The organism is Mangrovibacter phragmitis, assembly GCF_040429585.1.
GTDB lineage: Bacteria > Pseudomonadota > Gammaproteobacteria > Enterobacterales > Enterobacteriaceae > Mangrovibacter > Mangrovibacter phragmitis.
Genome location: NZ_CP134782.1, coordinates 4,744,448 through 4,769,032 on the forward strand (window position 1 = coordinate 4,744,448; position 24,585 = coordinate 4,769,032).

General features: G+C 49.7%; 19 protein-coding genes. 2 read left to right on the forward strand and 17 right to left on the reverse strand.

The window, feature by feature from the left end:
* Window positions 1–24: 24 nt before the first annotated feature.
* The 11 genes from kefC to ribF all read right to left on the reverse strand — a co-directional run bounded on the left by kefC (window position 25) and on the right by ribF (window position 15,220).
* Complete coding sequence (gene kefC, locus MPHASIOC01_RS22875) at window positions 25–1,884, reverse strand: glutathione-regulated potassium-efflux system protein KefC (protein ID WP_064598736.1); 1,860 nt, start codon at window positions 1,882–1,884, stop codon at window positions 25–27.
* Entirely contained in the window at window positions 1,877–2,407 is a 531-nt protein-coding gene (gene kefF / locus MPHASIOC01_RS22880; RefSeq protein ID WP_064598735.1) for a glutathione-regulated potassium-efflux system oxidoreductase KefF, read from the reverse strand. The genes kefC and kefF overlap by 8 nt, the downstream gene beginning before the upstream one ends.
* Before the next feature lie 159 nt (window positions 2,408–2,566).
* On the reverse strand, window positions 2,567–5,791 hold the full coding sequence (carB, locus tag MPHASIOC01_RS22885) for a carbamoyl-phosphate synthase large subunit (RefSeq protein ID WP_353613347.1): 3,225 nt from the start codon (window positions 5,789–5,791) through the stop codon (window positions 2,567–2,569).
* Between the two features lie 16 nt (window positions 5,792–5,807).
* The gene (gene carA / locus MPHASIOC01_RS22890) at window positions 5,808–6,956 is read right to left on the reverse strand and encodes a glutamine-hydrolyzing carbamoyl-phosphate synthase small subunit (protein WP_064598733.1); all 1,149 of its coding nucleotides are present in this window, start codon (window positions 6,954–6,956) and stop codon (window positions 5,808–5,810) included.
* 464 nt (window positions 6,957–7,420) lie between these two features.
* Entirely contained in the window at window positions 7,421–8,242 is an 822-nt protein-coding gene (gene dapB, locus MPHASIOC01_RS22895; RefSeq protein ID WP_064599010.1) for a 4-hydroxy-tetrahydrodipicolinate reductase, read from the reverse strand.
* 178 nt (window positions 8,243–8,420) lie between these two features.
* On the reverse strand, window positions 8,421–9,338 hold the full coding sequence (gene rihC / locus MPHASIOC01_RS22900; RefSeq protein WP_353613348.1) for a ribonucleoside hydrolase RihC: 918 nt from the start codon (window positions 9,336–9,338) through the stop codon (window positions 8,421–8,423).
* Between the two features lie 81 nt (window positions 9,339–9,419).
* Window positions 9,420–10,370 carry a 4-hydroxy-3-methylbut-2-enyl diphosphate reductase gene (gene ispH / locus MPHASIOC01_RS22905; RefSeq protein WP_353613349.1) on the reverse strand — a complete coding sequence of 317 codons (951 nt, stop codon included), beginning with the start codon at window positions 10,368–10,370 and terminating at the stop codon, window positions 9,420–9,422.
* On the reverse strand, window positions 10,351–10,821 hold the full coding sequence (gene fkpB, locus MPHASIOC01_RS22910; protein WP_353613350.1) for an FKBP-type peptidyl-prolyl cis-trans isomerase: 471 nt from the start codon (window positions 10,819–10,821) through the stop codon (window positions 10,351–10,353). Before fkpB ends, ispH begins: the two co-directional genes overlap by 20 nt.
* Window positions 10,818–11,327, reverse strand: coding sequence for a signal peptidase II (gene lspA / locus MPHASIOC01_RS22915; RefSeq protein WP_353613351.1), 510 nt, complete (start codon window positions 11,325–11,327; stop codon window positions 10,818–10,820). The genes fkpB and lspA overlap by 4 nt, the downstream gene beginning before the upstream one ends.
* Window positions 11,327–14,176, reverse strand: a complete 2,850-nt coding sequence (ileS, locus tag MPHASIOC01_RS22920; RefSeq protein ID WP_064598721.1) for an isoleucine--tRNA ligase — start codon at window positions 14,174–14,176, stop codon at window positions 11,327–11,329. The genes lspA and ileS overlap by 1 nt, the downstream gene beginning before the upstream one ends.
* 108 nt (window positions 14,177–14,284) lie before the next feature.
* A complete protein-coding gene (gene ribF, locus MPHASIOC01_RS22925; RefSeq protein WP_353613352.1) occupies window positions 14,285–15,220 on the reverse strand; it encodes a bifunctional riboflavin kinase/FAD synthetase in 936 nt (311 codons plus the stop codon).
* A 329-nt stretch (window positions 15,221–15,549) separates the two neighbouring features.
* On the opposite strand from ribF, the gene rpsT reads away from it, so the two are divergent.
* The gene (gene rpsT / locus MPHASIOC01_RS22930; protein ID WP_058912180.1) at window positions 15,550–15,813 is read left to right on the forward strand and encodes a 30S ribosomal protein S20; all 264 of its coding nucleotides are present in this window, start codon (window positions 15,550–15,552) and stop codon (window positions 15,811–15,813) included.
* A 68-nt stretch (window positions 15,814–15,881) separates the two neighbouring features.
* Here rpsT and nhaR read toward each other — a convergent pair whose 3' ends face one another.
* The 4 genes from nhaR to dnaK all read right to left on the reverse strand — a co-directional run bounded on the left by nhaR (window position 15,882) and on the right by dnaK (window position 21,614).
* Window positions 15,882–16,787, reverse strand: a complete 906-nt coding sequence (gene nhaR / locus MPHASIOC01_RS22935) for a transcriptional activator NhaR (RefSeq protein WP_064598718.1) — start codon at window positions 16,785–16,787, stop codon at window positions 15,882–15,884.
* A gap of 79 nt (window positions 16,788–16,866) precedes the next feature.
* On the reverse strand, window positions 16,867–18,036 hold the full coding sequence (gene nhaA, locus MPHASIOC01_RS22940) for a Na+/H+ antiporter NhaA (RefSeq protein WP_064598716.1): 1,170 nt from the start codon (window positions 18,034–18,036) through the stop codon (window positions 16,867–16,869).
* Window positions 18,037–18,304: 268 nt separating this feature from the next.
* Window positions 18,305–19,450 (reverse strand): molecular chaperone DnaJ, encoded by a 1,146-nt coding sequence (gene dnaJ / locus MPHASIOC01_RS22945; RefSeq protein ID WP_064598712.1) that lies wholly within the window; start codon window positions 19,448–19,450, stop codon window positions 18,305–18,307.
* A gap of 247 nt (window positions 19,451–19,697) precedes the next feature.
* Window positions 19,698–21,614 (reverse strand): molecular chaperone DnaK, encoded by a 1,917-nt coding sequence (dnaK, locus tag MPHASIOC01_RS22950; protein WP_353613353.1) that lies wholly within the window; start codon window positions 21,612–21,614, stop codon window positions 19,698–19,700.
* Between the two features lie 290 nt (window positions 21,615–21,904).
* Here dnaK and satP point away from each other — a divergent pair, with 290 nt between their 5' ends.
* Window positions 21,905–22,477 carry an acetate uptake transporter gene (gene satP, locus MPHASIOC01_RS22955; protein WP_064598708.1) on the forward strand — a complete coding sequence of 191 codons (573 nt, stop codon included), beginning with the start codon at window positions 21,905–21,907 and terminating at the stop codon, window positions 22,475–22,477.
* A gap of 50 nt (window positions 22,478–22,527) precedes the next feature.
* Here the strand turns inward: satP and MPHASIOC01_RS22960 are convergent, their stop codons facing one another.
* Window positions 22,528–23,838: an MFS transporter gene (locus MPHASIOC01_RS22960; protein ID WP_064598706.1), complete on the reverse strand. Its 1,311-nt coding sequence runs from the start codon at window positions 23,836–23,838 to the stop codon at window positions 22,528–22,530.
* A 128-nt stretch (window positions 23,839–23,966) separates the two neighbouring features.
* Window positions 23,967–24,554, reverse strand: a complete 588-nt coding sequence (gene mog / locus MPHASIOC01_RS22965) for a molybdopterin adenylyltransferase (RefSeq protein ID WP_064598704.1) — start codon at window positions 24,552–24,554, stop codon at window positions 23,967–23,969.
* Between the last annotated feature and the right edge of the window lie 31 nt (window positions 24,555–24,585).

Below are 24,585 nucleotides of genomic sequence, written 5' to 3' on the forward strand. Positions count from 1 at the left end.
CTAAGGGGAATGCCTGTTACCCTGTTATTTCTCGCTGAGCTTATCCGGGGTGCCCTGCAAGTTGCTGCCATGCTTACCCTGATCTGTTCCCTGCCAGCCGTGCCGCTGCATCAAATCCAGTTGATTGCGATCTTGCTCAATACTGTCACTCAACATAGCACTGGCTCGCCGCTGTGCCGCGACCCTTGCCTGCATGTCATCACTCGCTGATACCATTTCTTCCACCATTCGGTTATTAAAACGCCGGAAATGATCTGCTCGTTCCCGGGCTTCATAACGGCCGACTCCCAGCGCTTCAAGCGCATGGCGGCCAACCAGAATGGCACTTTCAAATGTTTCACGTTCGGCCTGTACACCATTCTGACGCAAGTGAATGTAATGCTCCAGGTCACGCGCTCTGGCAATAATATGCAAATCAGGAAAGTGTTCATGGACCATTCCTGTCAATTGCAGGCTGACATCCGGGTCATCAATAGCATTAATCAGTACCGATGCTTTTTCAGCACCCGCAGAGCGTAATAAATCTTCCCGCGTGGCATCACCATAAAATACCTGTGTGCCAAACTTACGCAAAATCTCAATATGGTCGGGGTCATGGTCGAGAACCACTACCGGCACACCACTTGCCAGCAATAAACGTCCGGCGATTTGCCCAAAACGCCCAAACCCGGCAATAATGACACTGGGATGCTGATCATCAATTACATCAGCTTCCTGCTCACTACCGGTTTCAGCACATTCCAGCCGGTTCAGCAAGACCAGCAACAAAGGTGTTGCAGCCATAGATAACGCGACAGCGAGTGTTAATGAACGCGCCCAACTTTCATCAAGCACCCGGGCACTTTGTGCGGCAGAAAATACCACAAATGCAAACTCACTCCCCTGCCCCAGCAACACCGCGAACCAGCGCCATTGCCGACGAGGAACCTGCAGTGGACGGGCAACCAGCCACAATACCAGCGCCTTTATCAGTAAAAAGCCCACCAGCAAAAGTAAGATGCGCAGGGGATAATGTGCCAGAGTACCGAAATCTACCGACATCCCAACGCCAATAAAAAATAGCCCCAGCAATAACCCCTTAAAAGGCTCGATATCACTTTCCAGCGCATGGCGGTATTCCGAACTGGCAAGTAAAACCCCGGCAAGAAATGCGCCCATTGCCATCGAAAGACCGGCTTCTTCAAGTAACACACCAAACCCAAAGACCAGAAATAATGCCATGGCACTGAAGACTTCCCGCAAGCCTGATCGGGCTACAAAACGTAGTAATGGCCGTGTAACGTAACGCCCTAACACAACAACCAGTGCAAGAGCGGCAACCACCTTAGCCGCTGAAATCAAAAATGCGCCCAGTGTGGTGGATGCGCCACTGTTCGCCAGCAATGGAATCATGGCAACCAGTGGGATAGCGGCAATATCCTGAAAAAGCAGCACAGCAAATGCACTCCGCCCCATAGGGGAAAGCGCCAGATTACGTTCATTCATTGCCTGCATGGCAATTGCCGTGGAGGACAATGCCAGTGTCAGACCAGTCAGTACCGCCACCTGCCAGCTTAATCCAAGTACGAAACAAAACGCCGCAAGGCACAACCCACAAGCCAGCATTTGCAATGCCCCGCCACCAAACACCGGGGTTCGTAAGGTCCACAGCCGGCGGGGATCCAACTCCAGACCAATCACAAACAGCATCAGCACCACCCCTATTTCTGCAAAAGCAATAATGGTGTGTGCATCAGTGACCAGGCGTAATCCCCAGGGGCCGATAAGGCAACCGGCAATCAGATAACCCAGCACAGAGCCAAGCCCCAGGCGCACAGCCAGAGGCACGATAAACGCCGCCGCCCCAAGAAAAATCAGGACTTGTATCAGGTTATGACTATCCATTGAATGACTCCTGCCAGGCCAGCAAACGCTGCCGGTATAACTCCGCATGCTGAGACAGCGTTTCATCATCGCAAATAAACGTGCTGTGCATGACATAAGGTTCCAGCCACGACAAACCACAATAGAGTGCAGTTGCCTGAACGGGTTGCGCCAGAACCTCAAACCCCGGATGGTCTCCCAGGCTAAAGTGGTGCTCTCCACCTCCGGTCGTCACCGCCCAGAGCATAGATTTACCATGCAGAGCAGACCCATTCCGCCCATAAGCCCAGCCATGAGACAGTACTTTATCTATCCATAGTTTCATCAGAGGAGGCATGCTGTACCACTGCATAGGGTGCTGCCAGATGATAAGGTCAGCCCTGCTTAATGCCTGTTGCTCCGCTACGACATCAATATTGAAATCCGGGTACAGCTCATAGAGTGAACGCACTTCAACCCCTTTTAAATCAGCTACATGTGCCAGCATTGCTTTATTCGCATGGGAAATATGGGGATAAGGATGTGCATAAATAATCAAAATCATAGGCTTCAGCTTGTGTATTCCTTAACGGCACCAGTAAGCATTGTAGCCTGAATACAGCTGTATAAAGACAGAGAGAGCTTGATGATAAGGTACAAATAAATTGATGGGACAAAAAAGCCCGCAGAAGCGGGCTTTCAGGATTACGCTGGCAAACCAGGGTTATTTATTAATTTGCGCGTGCATTTCCTGCACAGAAATTACTTTCTCTTTAGCATCAGCGTTGAGGGCCATTGCTGTCGCAAAACCGCCATTCAGTGTGGTGTCGTAGTGCACTTTATATTGCAGTGCGCTGCGACGAATGAGTTTGGAGTCTTCAATAGCCTGACGCCCCGCAGTGGTGTTAATGATGTAGGTATATTCGCCATTCTTGATGCGGTCCTGAATATGCGGACGACCTTCATGCACCTTATTCACCAGACGCGGGTTTATTCCCGCCTCACCCAACACAATGGCAGTACCGTGTGTTGCATCCAGTTCAAAGCCCTGTTTCTGCAATTTGGCCGCCAGGTCAACCACACGTTCTTTATCGCCTTCGCGCACAGAAAGCAGTGCCCGCCCAGACTTCTGCATATTGGAGTTACTGCCCAGTTGTGCTTTAGCAAAGGCTTCAGCAAACGTGCGCCCAACCCCCATAACTTCACCGGTAGAACGCATTTCTGGCCCCAACAGCGGGTCAACACCCGGGAATTTGTTGAACGGCAGAACCACTTCTTTAACGGAGTAGTAAGGTGGAATCACTTCTTTGGTATAACCCTGCTCAACCAGTGATTTACCGGTCATCACGCGCGCGGCGACTTTCGCCAGTGAAACACCCGTCGCTTTCGAGACAAACGGTACTGTTCGCGCTGCCCGAGGGTTCACTTCAATCAGGTAAACTTCGTTATCTTTGACTGCGAACTGGACGTTCATCAGGCCGCGAACCTGCAATTCGAAAGCCAGTTTTTGGACCTGCTGGCGCATTACATCCTGAATTTCTTTACTCAGAGTGTAAGCAGGCAGCGAGCAGGCAGAGTCACCAGAATGAACCCCGGCCTGTTCGATATGTTCCATGATACCGCCGATTAATACCGTTTCACCGTCACAGATAGCGTCAACATCCACCTCGACAGCGTCATCCAGGAAGTGGTCAAGCAACACTGGTGCATCATTAGAGACACTCACTGCTGTAGCAAAGTAACGGCGCAAGTCTGTCTCGTCGTAGACGATTTCCATTGCACGGCCACCGAGTACATAAGACGGACGTACAACCAACGGGTAGCCAATCTGTACGGCTTTTTCCACAGCCTGCTCAATGGCGGTTACTGTCGCATTTGCTGGCTGTTTCAGTTTCAGGCGCTCAACGGCATGCTGGAAACGCTCACGGTCTTCTGCACGGTCAATCGCATCCGGGCTGGTACCAATCACAGGTACACCCGCAGCCTCAAGGTCACGAGCCAGTTTCAACGGAGTCTGGCCGCCATACTGAACAATGACACCTTTCGGTTTTTCGATACGCACGATTTCCAGAACATCTTCCAAAGTAACTGGTTCAAAGTAGAGACGGTCTGAGGTGTCATAATCGGTTGATACTGTTTCCGGGTTACAGTTCACCATAATGGTTTCATAACCATCTTCGCGCAGCGCAAGTGATGCATGCACACAGCAGTAGTCGAACTCAATCCCCTGGCCGATACGGTTTGGCCCACCGCCCAGTACCATGATTTTATCGCGATCCTGATGCGGGTTAGACTCACACTCTTCATCGTAGGTTGAGTACATATACGCCGTATCGGTGGCAAACTCTGCCGCACAGGTATCAACACGTTTGTACACCGGATGTAAGCCGTATTGCTCACGCAGCTTACGAATTTCGCCTTCGCGCACACCAGCCAGTTTCGCCAGGCGTGCATCAGCAAAGCCGTTACGTTTTAACTGGTGCAGGAAATCTGCATCCAGGCCATTGATGCCCACATCCGCAACCTGTTCTTCCAGTCGCACCAGCTCTTCAATTTGCACCAGGAACCAGCGGTCAATGTTAGTCAGGTTGAAGACACCATCAACAGACAAACCCGCACGGAAAGCATCCGCGATATACCAAATACGATCTGCCCCGGCATCTTTCAGTTCACGGCGAATTTTAGTCAGTGCTTCGGGGTCGTCGAGGCTAACTTTGGGATCAAAGCCTGTCGCGCCCACTTCCAGTCCACGCAGTGCTTTTTGCAGTGATTCCTGTTGTGTGCGGCCAATTGCCATCACTTCACCCACGGACTTCATTTGTGTGGTCAGGCGGTCATTCGCGCCTGCGAATTTTTCGAAGTTAAAGCGAGGAATTTTAGTGACGACATAGTCGATGGATGGCTCAAAGGAAGCTGGCGTGCGACCTCCAGTGATATCATTCATCAACTCATCCAGGGTGTAACCCACAGCCAGTTTGGCAGCCACTTTGGCAATCGGGAAACCGGTCGCTTTAGAAGCCAGCGCTGAAGAGCGGGAAACACGCGGGTTCATTTCAATAACAATCAGACGCCCGTTTTTTGGGTTTACGGAAAACTGCACGTTGGAACCGCCAGTTTCAACACCAATCTCACGCAGCACCGCCATCGAAGCGTTACGCATGATTTGGTATTCTTTATCCGTCAGCGTTTGAGCCGGAGCAACGGTAATGGAATCCCCGGTATGAATCCCCATGGCATCGAAGTTTTCGATTGAGCAGACAATAATGCAGTTATCATTTTTGTCTCGCACCACTTCCATTTCATACTCTTTCCAGCCAATCAGTGATTCATCAATCAGCAGTTCACGGGTTGGGGAAAGGTCCAGACCACGCTGGCAAATCTCTTCAAACTCTTCGCGGTTATAAGCGATACCGCCACCAGTGCCACCCATGGTAAAAGAAGGTCGAATAATGCAGGGGTAACCCACATCCGCAGCGACAGCCAGTGCTTCTTCCATGGTATGAGCAATACCAGAACGCGCAGTTTCCAGGCCAATTTTCTTCATCGCTTTATCAAAGCGCTGGCGGTCTTCCGCTTTATCAATGGCATCGGCGGTTGCACCAATCATGGTGACACCAAACTCTTCCAGCACGCCCTGGCGTTCCAGTTCCAGAGCACAGTTCAGTGCAGTCTGCCCGCCCATGGTCGGCAATACGGCATCCGGACGCTCTTTTTCAATAATTTTGCGAACCACTTCCCAGTGAATAGGCTCAATGTATGTTGCATCGGCCATATCCGGGTCGGTCATGATAGTCGCCGGGTTTGAGTTAACCAGAACCACCCGGTAGCCTTCTTCGCGCAGCGCTTTACACGCCTGCGCGCCGGAATAATCGAATTCGCAAGCCTGGCCAATCACAATCGGACCAGCGCCAAGAATCAGGATGCTTTTAATATCTGTACGTTTTGGCATGGTTTCAGGCTCCTGATTATTTCGCTTCTGAACGGTATTGCTTAATCAAATCGATAAAGTGGTCAAACAGCGGTGCCGCATCGTGAGGCCCCGGGCTGGCTTCAGGGTGCCCCTGGAAGCTGAAAGCCGGTTTATCTGTGCGGTGAATCCCCTGAAGCGTGCCATCGAATAAAGATTTGTGAGTGACACGTAAATGACCTGGCAGGCTCGCCTCGTCAACAGCGAAGCCATGGTTCTGAGCGGTAATCATCACTCTGTCATGTTCGATATCTTTTACCGGGTGGTTACCGCCATGGTGCCCGAATTTCATTTTTACGGTTTTAGCGCCGCTTGCCAGAGCCAGTAACTGGTGCCCCAGGCAGATACCAAAGACCGGAATATCGGTAGTCAGGAATTGCTCAATGGCGCGAATAGCGTAATCACAAGGTGCCGGGTCACCCGGGCCATTGGACAGGAAAATACCATCCGGATTCAGTTTCAGTACGTCATCTGCCGAAGTTTGAGCCGGTACAACTGTAATGCGGCAACCACGGTCAACTAACATGCGCAGAATATTGCGTTTTACACCGAAATCGTATGCAACAACATGGAAGGGCAATTCACTGTCTTGTGCCGCTTCAGGCAGGCCATTAGCCAAAGACCAGGAGCCTTGCGTCCAGTTCCAGGCTTCTTTAGCTGTGACTTCTTTTGCCAGATCCATACCACTCAGGCCCGGGAACGCTTTCGCTTTCTCGAGCGCCAGTGCCGCATCAGGGTTGTCACCCGTAATGATGCAGCCGTTCTGCGCGCCTTTCTCACGTAACAAACGCGTCAGTTTACGCGTGTCGATATCAGCAATCGCGACAATGTTGTGACGCTTCAGATAAGACGACAGGTCTTCTGTATCCCGGAAGTTGCTGGCAATTAATGGCAGGTCGCGAATCACTAACCCTTGCGCGTGTACTTGTGATGACTCTTCGTCGGCTTCGTTAGTACCAACGTTACCAATATGAGGATAAGTAAGAGTGACAATTTGGCGAGAGTAGGAAGGATCAGTGAGGATTTCTTGATAACCGGTCATTGAAGTATTGAAAACGACTTCCCCAACGGCCTGTCCTGTAGCCCCAATGGCCCGACCGTGGAATTGGGTTCCGTCTTCCAGAACCAACAGCGCTGACTTAATCAAAACGTCCTCCAGGGAATAAAAAATCAGTATATTTGCATATTAATTCATAAATAGCGTATGAATCAACGCAAAAACGCCTGTCTGGCGAATTTTTGGCAAACGGCGGCATTCTAAAGACAACATTGTCAAAAGTCCAGCGAGAGGGGTGTTTTTCTTTTCATTTTAGCCAATCTGAACAATAAGACCCACATTCAGCTCAAAACAAGTAATAAAGCTGACGTAAAAAACCAAAATTTTCAGATTTAACTGTAAAAAATGAAAGCGCACCATGAAAAAGTGGACCACATGGTCAAAATTATCAGCAGGAAGAGAAAAAAGGGATGAAAAGTTAAAGTTTAATCCACTACATCAATAAAAATAAATAAACAACCAAAAAAAACAAAAATAAAAAGGGCAACAAAAATATTGCCCTGCCAATCAAAAAGTTAAGATTGCAATAACCACATCACGATTGGGTAATAAAACTATAAATCATTTAAATTAAGCACATCCCGCATATCATAAAGGCCATTTTTCTTGCCTTTTAGCCATAATGAAGCACGAACAGCGCCATTAGCAAATGTCATGCGGCTGGACGCTTTATGGGTAACTTCAAGGCGTTCACCGATATCAGCAAACATCGCAGTATGTTCCCCAACGATATCCCCTGCCCGCACTGTGGCAAAACCAATAGTTCCTGCAACACGTTCACCGGTATAGCCTTCCCGGCTGTACACTGCACAATCTTTCAGGTCTTTACCCAAAGCACTGGCAATTGACTCACCCATTGCCAGTGCGGTACCGGAAGGGGCATCAACTTTATGACGGTGGTGGGCTTCAACAATCTCAATGTCGGTGTAATCCCCCATTACTGTTGCGGCCTTTTCCAGCAATTTCAGCATCACATTCACACCAATACTGAAATTGGCTGCAAAAACAACAGGAACAGACGCACTGGCGTCTTTAATGGCCTGTTTCCCTGCATCATCAAAGCCTGTGGTGCCTATCACCATGCCTTTGCCGTGATCACGGCAAAATGCCAAATGTGCCAGCGTGCCTTCCGGACGGGTAAAATCGATCAGCACGTCAAAGTCATTTGCAATACTGTCCAGCGAGTCCTGAACAGTGATACCGGAATGCCCGACACCCGCAACTTCCCCCGCATCACTACCCACAAGGGAAGACCCACTGCGCTCCAGAGCCGCGCCCAGCACCACACCGCTTATTTGCTGAACCGCCTGGATTAACTGGCGGCCCATACGGCCACCGGCGCCTACGATTGCGACGCGAATTTGTACTTCTTCCATATTGAGGCTCTTGTTGAAATGCATAAAAACGTTCTCAGGTTAACCAGACTGCCTGCAGGCTGCCAGCCGAAAACACCTATAATTAGAAATTTATGACAAACGCGCCGGAATATCAGTAAAAGCCATTATGTCCACACAGAATAAGTGGCTAAGGATTATCTGTATTCAGGCCTGTTCATTAAGGTGCCAGAGCCAGTGTTTCTTCAACCCAGTGCCGGAACCCATCCACATCAATGTCCATTGCAACCCGTACATTGGCTGGCCGGTTAAAGCGGTTTTCCAAATCAACCACTGTTGCCCCGGCAGTGAGCGTCCCCTGTGTTTCCACACCGACATAACAATCGACCAGTTGAAAAAGCTCAGGATGAACAAGCCAGGCAATAGCACACAAATCATGCATCCTTAACCCGGTAGCAAGGCTGCCGCTGCGGTAATGGCTGAACAGTGAGTGCAGCATTTTCCCAGTCTTACTTTGTGTTTTAAGCCGTGCCATATAGTCCGGCGTGAGCACCGCACGATTAGTGACATCCAGACCACACATCACAATTTCAATACCGCTTTCCATCACCTGAGCAGCAGCTTCCGGGTCGATAGCAATATTGAACTCAGCATTAGGAGTAAAGTTGCCGCGCCCTGCTGAGCCACCCATCATGACAATACGTGAAATATTGGTTTTACAGTCGGGATAATGCGCCAGCAGTAGCGCAACATTGGTCAGTGGCCCAATGGTCACCAGAGTGACTGGCCGCGAGCTTTCCTGAAGGCATTCAGCCATCGCCATAAAAGCCGGACGAATTAAAGGGGACTGTCGGGGAGGCGCAAAGGCATAACCATCCATGCCGCTTTCCCCATGAATATGGGCAGCATCAGCCTGTGGACGGCATAATGGGCGACGGGCTCCCTGGGCAACGGGAATGTCTTCACTCCAGAACTCCAGGAGTTGCAGGGCATTACGAGTGGTTTGCGTCACACCAACATTGCCTGCCACCGTTGTAATAAGTTTGAGGTCAATATGCGGGCTAAAGATAGCAGCAGCCAGTGCGACCGCGTCGTCAATTCCCGGGTCTGTATCCAGAATAACCGGAATAGTTTGCATACCAGCTCCTTTGCAGGGTGTATAAAAAATGCCAGATGGTTAACATCATCTGGCATTCTGCAAATCCTGGCAACCGCAGCGTTATTTCACTTCACGCACATCCAGCCGCAATTCTTTGGGGACTTCAAAAACAATATTTTCTTCGCGGCCTGTTAGTTCAACAGCCGCTTCCCCACCCAACGCTTTCAGACGTTGAAGAACATTTTGTACCAGAATATCTGGCGCTGAAGCACCGGCAGTCACCCCAACACAGGACATCCCTTTCACCCAGGCTTCCTGGATATCTCCGGCGTCATCAATCAGGTAGGCCTGCTTGCCCATACGCCGCGCCAGCTCAGCAAGGCGGTTAGAGTTTGACGAGTTTTTTGACCCGACAACCAGAACGACATCAGCTTCCAGTGCGAGTGAGCGAACAGCCTCCTGCCGGTTGGTCGTGGCGTAACAAATATCGTCTTTGCGCGGACCAACAATTTCCGGGAACCGGATACGCAGTGCGTCAATCACATCCGACGTATCATCGACAGATAACGTCGTTTGCGTCATAAAGGAGAGCCGGCCCGGAGCTTTTACTTCCAGCGCCATAACGTCTTCAGGAGACTCAACCAAATACATACCACCTTGCGGATTACTGTACTGGCCCATTGTCCCTTCAACTTCCGGATGCCCGGCATGGCCGATTAGAATCGCTTCTTCCCCACGACGGCTTGCCCGTGCTACTTCCATATGCACTTTAGTGACTAACGGGCAGGTTGCATCAAATACTGTCAGCTCGCGGTTTTTAGCTTCATTTCTGACCGCCTGAGAAACACCATGAGCGGAAAATATCAAAATTGAACCATCGGGCACTTCACTGATTTGCTCGATAAACACAGCACCGCGCTCACGCAGGCTGTCAACCACATAGCGGTTGTGCACCACTTCGTGGCGCACGTAGATTGGCGCGCCATAGATTTCCAGCGCGTTTTCAACAATGCTGATCGCACGGTCAACCCCGGCACAAAAACCACGAGGATTAGCCAACAGAATCCGCATTCATAGCCTCCTGTTGAGGATTAATCGCTAATACATCAATCGTAAAATTAACGGTTTGACCAGCCAGAGGATGATTGAAATCCACCGTCACGGAGTCTCCATTCACTTCACGAATGATGCCCGGCATTTCATTTCCGTCCATACCAGTAAAGGCGATAATCATCCCAACCTCCGGCTCTCCAGCATCAACAAATTCCCGACGGGAAAAATATTGGATCAAGTCAGGATTAGCCGGGCCAAACCCGGCTTCTGGTGCCAGAGAAAAGGCTTTGTTATCCCCAACAGACAGCCCGAGAAGTTGTTCTTCCAGTGCAGCAGATAAGGATCCGTCACCCAAACGGAATAACGCAGGTTTACCGCCGTCTTTGGTTGACTCAGCCAGGGAGCCATCTTCCAGTGTCAGTGTAAAATGCACCAGAACAGCACTGTCATGTTGAACAACATCAGTCATGAGCTCTCCTTCTGATTCGCGTTTTTCCCTTGTACGAAGAAACCTTCCAGTACTATGAGCGCGGCACCAATGCAAATACCGGCATCCGCAATGTTGAAGGTGGCAAAATGCCAGTCGCCAACATAGAAGTCGATCATGTCCACCACAAACCCGTGCCAGACACGATCGAACAAATTACCCAGCGCCCCGCCAATAATTAATGCATAGGCAATGTTAGTCAGTTTCTGTGAGGCTTTAGCACGATACATAAGTACCGCCAGAACCACACAAATGCCAATAGCAATACCGGCAAAAAACCAACGTTGCCAACCGCCTTTATCCGCCAGGAAGCTGAATGCCGCTCCAGGATTATGTGCATAATGCAGGTTTAAGAAAGGGATCAACGGGCGCGTTTCAAACAACTGGAAGTTATCCATGATCCACTGTTTAAACCCCAGATCCACAACTAAAAGCAGGAACGCCAGCCAAAGCCAGCGCAGACCTGTTGAACATACTGGTTTACTCATCAGGCAAACTTACGTTGCTCGCCGTCGCCGGCGACGTTGCTGACACAGCGGCCGCAGAGTTCTGCGTGTTCCGCCACCTTGCCCACATCCGACGTGTAATGCCAGCAACGCGGGCACTTATCACCATCAGCTTTGTGGAGCGCAACTTTCAGCCCTTTAAGCAGTTCACTCTGCTGAGCATCTTCTGTTGCTGCTGCATAATCGGCAACCTGGGCACCTGAGGTCAACAGGACGAATCGTAATTCATCGCCCAGACTTGTCAGTTTGCCTGCCAGTTCGCTGTCAGAGTACAGCGTGACAGCGGCTTCCAGAGAACCACCAACACGTTTTTCCGCACGCGCCTGCTCAATCACCTTGTTCACTTCACCACGAACTTTCAGCAATGTATCCCAGAAGGCATCATTCATCGGCTCATTTTCAGCAAGCCCAAACAGCCCCTGATACCACTCACCAGTAAACACATATTTCTCGTGTTCACCTGGCAAATAGCCCCAGACCTCATCTGCGGTGAAAGAGAGGATTGGTGCCATCCAGCGCACCAGAGCCTGAGCAATATGGTAAAGCGCAGTCTGGCAGCTACGACGCGCCACGCTGTCGGGCTTAGCCGTGTACTGACGGTCCTTAATAATATCCAGGTAGAAAGACCCCATCTCAATGGAGCAGAAACGCATCAGGCGTTGTACCACTTCATGGAAGTCATAGGATTCATATGCTGCGATGATGTCAGCCTGTGCCGCCTGGGCACAACCTACCGCCCAACGATCCAGCACCACCATATCTTCAGGCTGAACCATATCTTTAGCCGGATCAAACCCGTTCAGGTTTGCCAACAAAAAGCGAGCAGTGTTACGAATACGGCGATATGCGTCCGCGGCACGTTTGAGGATCTCATCAGAAACCGCCATCTCGCCGGTGTAATCTGTAGAAGCCACCCAGAGACGCAGAATGTCTGCACCCAGTTTATTCATGACGTCCTGCGGGCTGACGGTGTTACCGATAGATTTGGACATTTTGCGCCCTTGCCCATCAACGGTGAACCCGTGGGTTAACACCTGGCGATAGGGTGCTTTGCCCTTCATTGCCACACCAATCATCATGGAAGACATAAACCAGCCACGATGCTGGTCAGAGCCTTCCAGGTACATATCAGCACTGTGCCCCCCAAACTCAGGACGGGCATCAACCACGGAATAACTGGTTGATCCAGAATCGAACCACACATCCAGGGTATCCGGCACTTTGACATAGTCATCGGCTTCATCACCCATGATGTCGCGCGGGTCTAAATCCCACCAGGCCTGAATACCACCTTTTTCAACACGCTGCGCAACTGCTTCAATCAGCTCTTCAGTGCGTGGGTGCAGCTCTTCTGTGTGTTTATGTACGAATAAAGCCATCGGTACGCCCCAGGTACGCTGGCGGGAAATACACCAGTCCGGGCGGTTCGCAACCATTGATTCAATACGTGCTTTACCCCATGCCGGAACCCAACCGCTCAGGTGCTCTTTTTCCAGCCCTTCCTGCTCAATACGGTCGATTTCTTTCAGGGATTTAATACGCAGCCCTTGTTTATCCATGCTGATAAACCACTGCGGTGTTGCACGGAAAATAATGGGTGTCTTATGGCGCCAGCAATGCGGGTAACTATGCAGCATCTTCTCAACATGCAGCAATGCGCCTTTATCACGCAGCAGATTAACCACCAGGTCATTGGCCTTGAATACCTGCACGCCATCCAGACCAGGGTAAGTACCCGGCAGATAGCAGCCATCCGGCCCAACCGGGTTGGCGATTTCCAGACCATATTTCTGGCTGATGACATAGTCATCAGGGCCATGCCCGCCCGCGGTGTGAACGGCACCGGTACCCGCATCCAGAGTGACGTGTTCACCCATGATGGCGGGAACATCAAAGCCCATGAAAGGATGCGTAAAACGCAACAGTTCCAGTGCTGCGCCTTTTGCGGTGCCCAACACGCGCCATTCAGTAATGCCAGCACGTTTCATGACACTTTCAACCAGCTCGGTTGCCAGAATCATAGCCCGGTCTTCAGTTTGCACCAGTGCATACTCAAATTCAGGGTGCAGGGAAATTGCCCGGTTAGCAGGTAAAGTCCACGGGGTGGTGGTCCAGATAACCAGAGCGGCAGGGCCTGTCACTTGCGCGACAGAGAAAGCCGCTTTAACGGCATCGGTATCGACGGCGTTAAACGCAACATCAATGGATGGCGAAGTTTTGTCGTAATACTCGACTTCGGCTTCAGCCAGGGCTGAGCGGCAATCCACACACCAGTGAACCGGCTTGGCCCCTTTAAGCAAATGACCGTTGCCAATGATTTTACCCAGGGCCCGAATAATATTGGCTTCAGTGTCATAATTCATCGTCAGGTACGGGTGTTGCCAGTCACCCAGCACCCCCAGACGAATAAAGTCTTCACGCTGGCCGTTAACCTGCTCAGTGGCATACTTGCGGCACTCAGCACGAAACTCGCCAGCAGACACTTTTTCGCCCGGTTTGCCAACCAGTTGTTCAACTTTCAGTTCGATAGGCAAACCGTGGCAGTCCCAGCCCGGTACATAAGGGGAATCATAACCAGATAACCCTTTGGATTTAACAATAATATCTTTGAGAATCTTGTTTACAGCGTGACCAATATGAATGCTACCGTTCGCATATGGAGGGCCATCATGCAAAATGAACGTTTTTTTGCCTTTTTTCGCATTACGGATGAGACCATACAGACCGTCATCAGTCCAACGCGCCAGCATGCCCGGTTCGCGTTTTGCAAGATCACCGCGCATCGGGAACCCTGTTTCCGGCAAATTCAGGGTAGATTTATAGTCACTCATTAGATTTTCTATTCCGTCTTCGGTTTGATTAATAACCCGCTCTGGGATTACGCCGGTGCTCAGAAACTCACCGCCACCGGGGCCTCGCGTCTGTCATACGCGCCCCTGTTATTCAACATTCAGCCCTAACAATACCCGGGCCGTACTTTCATCTTTTGCGATTTGCGTTTTCAGTGCGTCAAGTGATGCAAATCGCTGTTCATTGCGAATTTTATGACGTAACACAACATCAATATGGCGCCCGTACAAATTCATATTGGTATCCAGCAGGTGCACTTCCAACTGCTGGCGCACCCCTGAAACCGTGGGGCGTGTGCCAATGTTCGCCACACCAGGGACAGGAGAGTTTCCTAACCCGTTAACTTCTACAGCAAACACACCTTTAACCGGTGAGACCTGGCGGCGCAATGGTAAATTAGCCGTGGGAAAACCAATCGTTCTGCCCAATTCATCACCATGCACAACACGGCCGGAAATAACAAAGGGATGTCCCAGCAGTTTTTCTGCCTGGGCAAGGTCATCTTCTTTTAAGGCCTGGCGCACAGAAGTGCTGCTGATGCGTAACCCGTCATGGCAATAGGTTTGTGCACTGGTGACATCGAACCCATACTCTTTACCTGCCTGCTGTAATAACAGGAAATCACCCTGGCGACCAGCACCAAAGCGGAAATCATCCCCTACCGCCAGTAATTTGACACCGAGCCGGTCAACCAGCAAATCAGCAATAAATTGCTGCGCTGTCAGTGCGGCAAAACGCCTGTCAAAGCGGACACACAGGACATAATCCACTGCACTGTCAGCCAGATAGCGTAACTTTTCACGCAAACGCGTTAACCGCGCAGGCGCACTTTCACCGGCAAATAACTCAAGCGGCTGCGGTTCAAAGATCATCACGACAACCGGTAGTTGACGTTTTGCCCCTTCCGCACACAACCCTTGCAGTAAAGCCTGGTGACCACGATGAACACCATCGAAATTTCCGATGGTTAACACACATCCGCGAGGTATCTGACTGAGATTATGTATGCCGCGTATCAGCTTCATGACTGGCTCAAAACTGTGGAAATTGGCGGATTATACCTTGTACAGCGGTTAAGGTTAACCCGCGATTGATGCTGGTAAGCGATAAACTGCCCGCCTTCAGGCTAAAGCCCGTTCTTTTTGTGTAAAAAGCACCTTACTGGGTACAATTTTCTCACTGCAGGACTATATTCGCAGCACGCAAACTGATAGAATCTTGCGCCACAATCAGGTAACAGGTGCCGCTTCATTAACGGCGCTTATTTGCACAAATCCATTGACAAAAGAAGGCTAAGAGGGCATATTCCTCGGCCTTTGAATCGTCCACATAGATTATATTTGGGAGTTGGACCTTGGCTAATATCAAATCAGCTAAGAAACGCGCCGTACAATCTGAGAAGCGCCGCAAGCACAATGCAAGCCGTCGCTCTATGATGCGCACCTTTATTAAAAAGGTATACGCGGCGATTGCAGCTGGCGACAAAGAAGCTGCACAGAAAGCATTTAACGAAATGCAACCGATCGTGGATCGTCAGGCCAGCAAAGGTCTGATCCACAAAAACAAAGCAGCGCGTCATAAAGCTAACCTGACTGCGCAGATCAACAAACTGGCTTAATATTGTTTGTTGTTGCTTTATAAAAAAACCGGCGCAAGCCGGTTTTTTTATTGCTCTGACATAAAGTCTCAGGTCACTTTTTCGGGCAGGCGAAACAAGGCGCTGTAATCACGATTGCAGATACGCTGTACTGCCGGATGCTGAATCATACGTTCAGCAAAAATGGCATGATACTCTTCCATTACGTTGTCGATACGCCCTATCTCGGTAATATTTTCGTCCTGATAAAAATCCTGCCCATACAGTGTAGGAGCCACAAAGATCGCGTTGTGCGCCGCACCAAAAGCTTTCATTAGCGCCGCATCGTCGAACTCACCCAGAATTTCCACCTTCAGCCCCTGCGAATTAATCCAGTTAAGGATTTGCCGTCCCAGCATAGAGCGTCGCCCGGGTATTAACAGCTTACGCTCCTCCAGGCAGGCAGGAAAAGCCTGGTGTGGCAACGGATGTTGCCCCCAAAAGCTAACACTGCACTCGCCAATTTTGACTGAGAACAACCCCTCTTGCTGGGTCGAATCTATAGGACAATCAGAAATAATCATATCCAGCTTATGCTGACCAAGTTGTTCCAGCAGCATTTCATGGGTGGACTCAAAGCAACGTAAATGAATTTGCTCATCCTCGACCACAACAGCATCCAGTACTCCACTGACCAGGCGCTTGGACAAGGCATCGGCCACCCCGACATCAAACAATAGATGTGACTCTTTGCGATAATTGATGATATCCAGCATCTCCTGGCTTAACGTGAACATACGGTCCGCATAGCGGAACACCAGTTCACCCAGTTCACTGGGTTCCAGGCCACGCCCCTTTCGTTTGAATAACTTTCCTTGTAAACGTTCCTCCAGCGCTTTGATTTGCCCGGTAATGGTTTGAGGCGTCAAATACAGCGCCTCTGCAGCACCTACAACAGATCCTTCCTTGTAGACATGCCAGAAATAATACAAGTGGTTAAAGTTTACATGAGACATTTTGTCACTCCCTGATAATGATTACACCACTGCCACCTCCTGGTGGCAGTGGGCATTGCTCACTTAAAAAAATGATACATCAGGTACGTGCGGCACTCCTTGCACGTAACAAGGCATATCCGGTGATTGCGGCAATAACAGAGCCAACCAGAATCCCCAACTTAGCAAGATTGATAAGCATCGGATCCAGGTCGCCAAACGCCAGTGACGCGATAAAAATTGACATGGTGAAACCAATACCGCACAGCACACCAATGGCCAAAATATCCTTGCCCGTAGTGCCTTCCGGCAAGGCGGCAAGCTTCAGTTTAATTGCCAGCCAACTAAACAGTGCAATACCTACGGGTTTACCAATAAACAAGCCAGCAATAATGCCCAGAGGCAGAACAGAGAACATACCGTTCACATCGACGCCCGCTAACGACACACCTGCGTTGGCGAAGGCGAACAAGGGCAAAATCAAATAGGCCACCCACGGGTGCAACACATGCTCAAGTTCACGAGCTGGCGAGTGCCCATCTTTTTCTTTCAATGGGATAAGGAAGCCAACAATCACCCCGGCAAGGGTAGCATGAACGCCTGACTTCAGCACTGCTCCCCACAACACAGCCCCTACCAGAATATAAACCCCGGTACGCCGTACATTGAGCAGGTTCAGTACAACTAACACCGCAACTGCGGCTGCGGCCACCAGTAACGACATCACTGAAAGGTCACTGGTATAAAATAGCGCGATAATAATGATGGCACCCAGATCATCAATGATAGCTAACGCCATCAAAAATATTTTTAATGATGCCGGTACACGGTTACCCAGTAACGCCAAAATTCCCAGTGCGAAGGCAATATCTGTCGCGGCAGGAATCGCCCAGCCTTCACGGGTCACCGGGTCTGCACCGTTAAATAACAAATAAACCAGTGCAGGCACTACCATACCTCCCACAGCCGCGATAGCCGGGAAAGAGGACTGGCGCAGGCTTGCCAACGACCCCACCATCATTTCGCGTTTCACTTCCAGCCCTATGACCAGGAAGAAGATAGCCATCAGGAAATCATTCACCCACAACAGCAGGTTCTTATTGATCTCCAGTAAGCCAAACCGGAACTCCACAGGCAGAGACAGGAAGGACTGATAAGCCTGGCTGGTTGCGCCCAAATTAGCCATTAACATAGCCAGAGCCGCCGCAATGATGAGAATCACGCCACCAGACGCATCACTACTAAAAAAACGTTTTATGAATTTCGTCATGAATTACAACCTAACATTCACTGTTATACATTTCGGTTTAATAGAACTGTTAATAAGCATAGCGGGAGAAACTCATCGTAAAAAGCAGGTTATATAAGGTAGTAACTTCGGTTTTTACGATCATTAAGCGGGAGTAAGGTTGTATTTTTCGTATTGTTTACTTCTGTGTCATATTCAGCGTGGTACGAAATACAAAAAAGAAAAACCCGAATCAGTGTAAGCCGACCCGGGTTTTATCAGATGACCTGCATTACATTTATTATGGCAATTAGCGGGTTAAGTCATCGAAGAATTTTTTGACACCATCGAAAAAGCTCTTGGAACGGGGGCTATTTTTTTCGCCAGTCGGTCCACCAAAGCTTTCCTGTAATTCTTGCAGTAGCTGTTTTTGGCGATCATTGAGACCAACCGGAGTTTCCACTACAACCCGGCACAGCAAATCCCCCTGGGCGCCACCACGCACAGATTTCACACCCTTACCACGCATCCGGAACAGCTTACCCGTCTGTGTTTCTCCCGGTACTTTTAGTTTCACCCGTCCATCCAGGGTTGGTACTTCAATTTCGCCCCCCAGTGCTGCCATGGCAAAATTAATTGGGACTTCACAGTACAGGTTGTTGCCTTCACGTTCAAAGATTGGGTGCTGTTTAACCTGAACCTGAACATACAGGTCCCCGGCTGGTGCGCCATGCTCCCCTGCTTCACCTTCACCTGACAGACGGATTCTGTCGCCGGTGTCCACCCCTGCCGGAATTTTAACAGACAAGGTTTTGCTCTTTTCGACACGACCGTGGCCATGGCAACTGTTGCAGGGATCTTTGATAATCGACCCACGCCCCTGGCAATGCGGACAGGTTTGCTGCACAGTGAAAAAGCCCTGGCGCATTTGAACCTGGCCTGAACCATGACAGGTTGGGCAGGTTTGCGGATTCGACCCGGGTTTCGCACCACTACCATGGCAGACATCACACTCTTCCAGCGTTGGAATACGGATTTCTTTTGTCACGCCACGGACAGCTTCTTCCAGCGTTAATTCCATGTTGTAACGCAAATCAGCGCCACGCGCGGCCCGCGTTCTGCGGCCACCGCCAAAGATATCGCCGAATACATCACCAAAGATGTCGCTGAAATCAGCACCGCCACCGCCGAAGCCACCACCCCCATAACCACCACCACCCATACCGCCTTGCTCAAAAGCAGCATGACCATACTGGTCATATGCGGCACGTTTCTGTGCATCAGTGAGAATTTCGTAAGCTTCTTTTATTTCTTTAAATTTTGCTTCGGCGTCTTTATCGCCCTGATTACGGTCAGGGTGATATTTCATTGCCAGGCGCTTGTAAGCCTTTTTGATTTCACGCTCTTCCGCTGTTTTCGGAACGCCCAAAACCTCGTAATAGTCTTTCTTCGCCATTGTGTGTCTGCCCTTAGAGCCTGTTCCACAGGCACTACAGTTATCGCTACATCAGGCAAATGCCTCACTACCCAGTGAGCAGGCAGCCAGAAAACATTGCCGGGAACGGCTCATACCTAATCTGAAGATAAAACCAAACTGCAGAATTAAGTCGCCTGACATACGTACACGGGCGTGGAGTTGCCTCTACGCCCGTGCTGGTTACCGATCATAAACGCTTGTATGACCGCGCCCGCAAGTTGGGCGATTATTTTTTATCTTTAACTTCTTCAAATTCTGCATCGACAACATCGTCGTCTTGTGCAGCATTGCTATCCGCTGAACCCGTATCAGCCTGCTGCTGAGCATGCTGCTGCTGAGCGATTTCCATCAGTTTTGCAGAAACCTGAGCCAGCGCCTGCATTTTTGCTTCGATCTCTGCTTTATCTTCACCTTTCAGTGCTTTATCCAGGTCACTCAAAGCAGCTTCGATTGCAGCTTTGTCATCTGCCGGCAGTTTGTCGCCAGCTTCTTCCACCTGCTTACGGGTGCTGTGCAACAAATGGTCGGCCTGGTTACGGGTCTGAACCAGTTCTTCAAACTTACGGTCAGATTCAGCGTTAGCTTCTGCTTCACGTACCATTTTCTGGATTTCATCTTCATTCAAACCAGAAGAGGCTTTGATAGTAATCTGCTGCTCACGACCAGTGTTTTTGTCTTTTGCAGAAACGTGCAGAATACCGTCAGCATCGATATCGAAGGTAACTTCGATTTGCGGCATACCACGCGGTGCCGGGTTGATACCATCCAGGTTAAACTGCCCCAAAGATTTGTTATCAGCCGCACGTTTACGCTCACCCTGCAGAACATGGATGGTCACTGCTGACTGGTTATCTTCCGCTGTAGAGAACACCTGGCTGTGTTTAGTCGGGATAGTGGTGTTTTTAGTGATAAGCGCAGTCATCACACCACCCATGGTTTCGATACCCAACGACAACGGCGTAACATCCAGCAGCAGAACGTCTTTAACATCACCAGTCAGAACACCACCCTGAACCGCAGCACCAATTGCAACGGCTTCATCCGGGTTAACGTCTTTACGTGGTTCTTTACCAAAGAATTCAGCAACTTTCTTCTGAACCATTGGCATACGAGTCTGACCACCAACCAGGATAACGTCGTTGATATCGGATACAGACAAACCAGCATCCTGCAGTGCAACTTTCAACGGTTCAATTGAGCGTGAAACCAGGTCTTCAACCAAAGATTCCAGTTTGGCACGAGTCACTTTGATGTTCATGTGTTTCGGGCCAGTGGCATCTGCAGTGATATACGGCAGGTTCACATCAGTTTGCTGTGCAGAAGACAGCTCAATTTTTGCTTTTTCTGCCGCTTCTTTCAGACGCTGCATCGCAAGCGGGTCGTTACGCAGATCGATACCCTGATCTTTCTTAAATTCGTCAACCAGATAGTTGATAAGACGGCTGTCGAAGTCTTCACCACCCAGGTGAGTATCACCGTTGGTTGCCAGAACTTCGAAGGTTTTTTCGCCATCAACTTCATCAATTTCAATGATAGAGATGTCGAAAGTACCGCCACCCAGGTCGTACACAGCGATAGTACGGTTACCGGTTTCTTTATCCAGGCCGTAAGCCAGTGCAGCGGCAGTAGGTTCGTTGATAATACGTTTTACTTCCAGCCCTGCGATACGGCCAGCATCTTTAGTTGCCTGACGCTGAGCATCGTTGAAGTAAGCAGGGACAGTGATAACAGCTTCAGTTACGGGTTCACCCAGGTAGTCTTCTGCTGTCTTTTTCATTTTTTTCAAAACTTCAGCAGAAATCTGCGGCGGAGCCATTTTTTGGCCTTTCACGTCCAGCCATGCATCGCCATTATCAGCAGCCAGGATTTTGTACGGCATAATAGTTACATCGCGCTGAACTTCTTCATCCTGGAAGCGGCGACCAATCAGGCGTTTAATCGCAAACAAGGTGTTTTGCGGGTTAGTCACTGCCTGACGTTTAGCCGGCTGACCAACCAGGGTTTCACCATCCTGAGTATAAGCAATGATTGAAGGCGTAGTACGATCACCTTCAGCGTTTTCCAGAACTCGTGCCTGGGTGCCGTCCATAATCGCTACACAAGAGTTGGTTGTACCCAGGTCGATACCAATAATTTTACCCATCTAAACGTCTCCACTAAAAAATCGCTTCATGTGGTTGTGAACCTGTTATGCGGCCAAAAAACAGTGTTTCAACTGCCTTTACCATCTTTTTTTCAGATTCAACAACTTTCGATAACCAGAAGATGGGGGCATACAACTCACCATCAAGGGGGGAGTGAAAAAAATTTTTTAATTCATAGCCGATAGGATCATAGACGTGACGTATAACACTAATTACGATACTGCGCCCTGACAGACCTATAAGGGCAATCTACAGTTTTATTGGTTTTACTCACTTTATTAGAGGCATTATGGGCAACACTACGCTGGCTAACCCCGCTCCACTGGGTTTAATGGGCTTCGGTATGACTACCGTTCTGCTTAATCTACACAATATTGGGTTTTATCCCCTGGATAGTATTATTCTTGCCATGGGCATTTTTTACGGCGGTATTGCACAAATCTTCGCAGGGCTGCTGGAATTTAAGAAAGGCAATACATTTGGGCTAACTGCTTTCACCTCTTACGGCAGTTTCTGGTTGACCCTTGTAGCAATTATTGTATTACCTCACTTCGGCGTTGCTGACGCAGCAAACCCACATTTTCTCGGCCTCTATTTGGGTTTGTGGGGTGTATTCACACTATTTATGTTCTTCGGCACACTGAAAGGCGCACGCGCATTACAATTTGTCTTCCTGAGCCTGACAGTGCTGTTTATGCTGTTATGTCTGGGGCATATGACTGATAACGAAAGCATTGTTCATGTTGCAGGCTGGATTGGGCTGGTATGTGGCGCAAGCGCGATTTACCTGGCTATGGGCGAAGTATTGAACGAGCAATTTGGTCGCACCATTCTGCCAATCGGCGCCGCTTCAAATCACTGAGTCACAGGGTAAAAATGGTTAAAGTGGCACATCACAGTGCCACTTTTTTATCATGCGGTTGTCCCCGCTTTTTCCGTCGCCTGCATGCTTGCTTTATCCAGCATATTAGGTAACACCAGCCCAATACCAATTCCAAGTAATGATAGCGCCACTACATACCATGACGGTGCCATAGGCGATATGCTCATCAGGACAGTGACCAGTACTGGTGTCAGGCCACCGAAAATGGCGTATGCAAAGTTGTAGGAAAAAGAAATACCGGTAAACCGAACTTCTGCCGGAAATGACCGCACCATCACAAAAGGAACCGCGCCTACAACACCAACGCTGAAACCCGCCAGCCCATATAATTCAAACAGGTACTCAGGCATAACAGTGGCAAGGTGGTAGAAGCACCATGACGATACTGCCAGCAGGATCCCCCCCACAGTAAAAGTGCGGCTGGCGCCGAAGCGGTCTGCCGCCAGCCCGGCTACCAGGCACCCCATGCACAACATCACAGTAGCCACACTATTTGCCTGTAGTGTTAATGCGGGAGCCAGACCCGTCTGTTTTTGCAACCACACGGGTGACATCAAGATAACCACGACAATACCGGCAGACAACAACCAGGTGAGCAGCATAGAAACAGCCACTGCTTTCTTGTGATGTATCACAACCGATTTCAGGGGCAATTCTTCAGCCAGCGCTTTTTGGCGCTGCATTTCAATAAATACGGGAGTTTCCTGCAACCAGCGGCGCAAATACATAGCGACCAGACCGAATCCCCCACCAATAAAGAAAGGAATACGCCAGGCCCAGTCATGAATGGCACTTTTGGTAAATGCAGTATTAATGATAGTCGCGACAACCGAGCCCAACAGAATCCCCACTGTCAACCCGGCGGTCAATGTTCCGCAGGCAATACCAATGCGTTTGGAAGGAACATGTTCTGCCACAAAAACCCAGGCACCTGGAACCTCACCACCAATCGCCGCCCCTTGCAATACGCGCATTAGCAACAAAAGCAATGGTGCTGCCACCCCCAACGAGTTGTATGTGGGTAATAAACCAATAGCGAGCGTGGGGAGGGCCATGAGTAAAATACTCAGGGTAAACATCTGCTTACGGCCAGCTTTATCACCAAAGTGCGCCATCACAATACCGCCTAATGGGCGCGCCAGATAACCGGCAGCAAAAATACCGAATGTTTGCACTTGCCGCAGCCAGTCTGGCATATCTGCCGGAAAAAACAGCGCCCCTACCACCGCCGCAAAAAAGACAAAGATGATGAAATCATAAAACTCCAGCGCACCCCCCAGGGCAGCCAGAGTCAACGTTTTATAATCCTGCCGGTTCAGAGCTCTGTTCGTATCAGACATAAAAAACCATTTGTAAATAGATGGAAGAAAGATTTATTTACAAAAAAACTGTAAAGTAAAACTTACTATATCGTCAAAAATACATAACGCCCACTACAAATCGCTTTTATACCAGACAGTCTCTAAAATCAGGATTCACTACTGCGAATAGCACTCTTCGGACGAAAAGCTGCTACAACTGCGGGGTTAGTTTCCACATAAGGCCCCTCCATCAACTGTATACAATAGGGTACACTCGCGAAGATACCTGGTATCAAAACCGTTCCATCCGCTGATTTCACCCCTTCCAGTGTTTCCTGAATGGATTTAGGCTGCCCGGGCAGGTTAAGAATAAGCGCCTGTTTACGGATAACACCGACCTGTCGGGATAAAATCGCCGTAGGTACAAAATGCAGGCTAATCTGGCGCATTTGTTCCCCAAACCCCGGCATTTGGCGATCAGCAACAGCGAGGGTGGCATCTGGTGTAACATCCCTGCGCGCCGGGCCGGTTCCCCCAGTGGTAAAGACCAGGTGGCACCCCATTTCATCAACCAGCTCACACAATGTTTGCTCAATGACCAGCTGTTCATCAGGAATCAGACGGGTTTCGAACATAAATGGTGTAGTCAGTGCGCTGGCAAGCCAGCTTTCCAGTGCCGGGATACCTTTATCCTGGTAAACACCACTGGAAGCGCGGTCAGAAACAGAAACAAGGCCAATACGGAGTGTGCTCATAATCAATTCCGGTCAGTAAACATAATGTTCT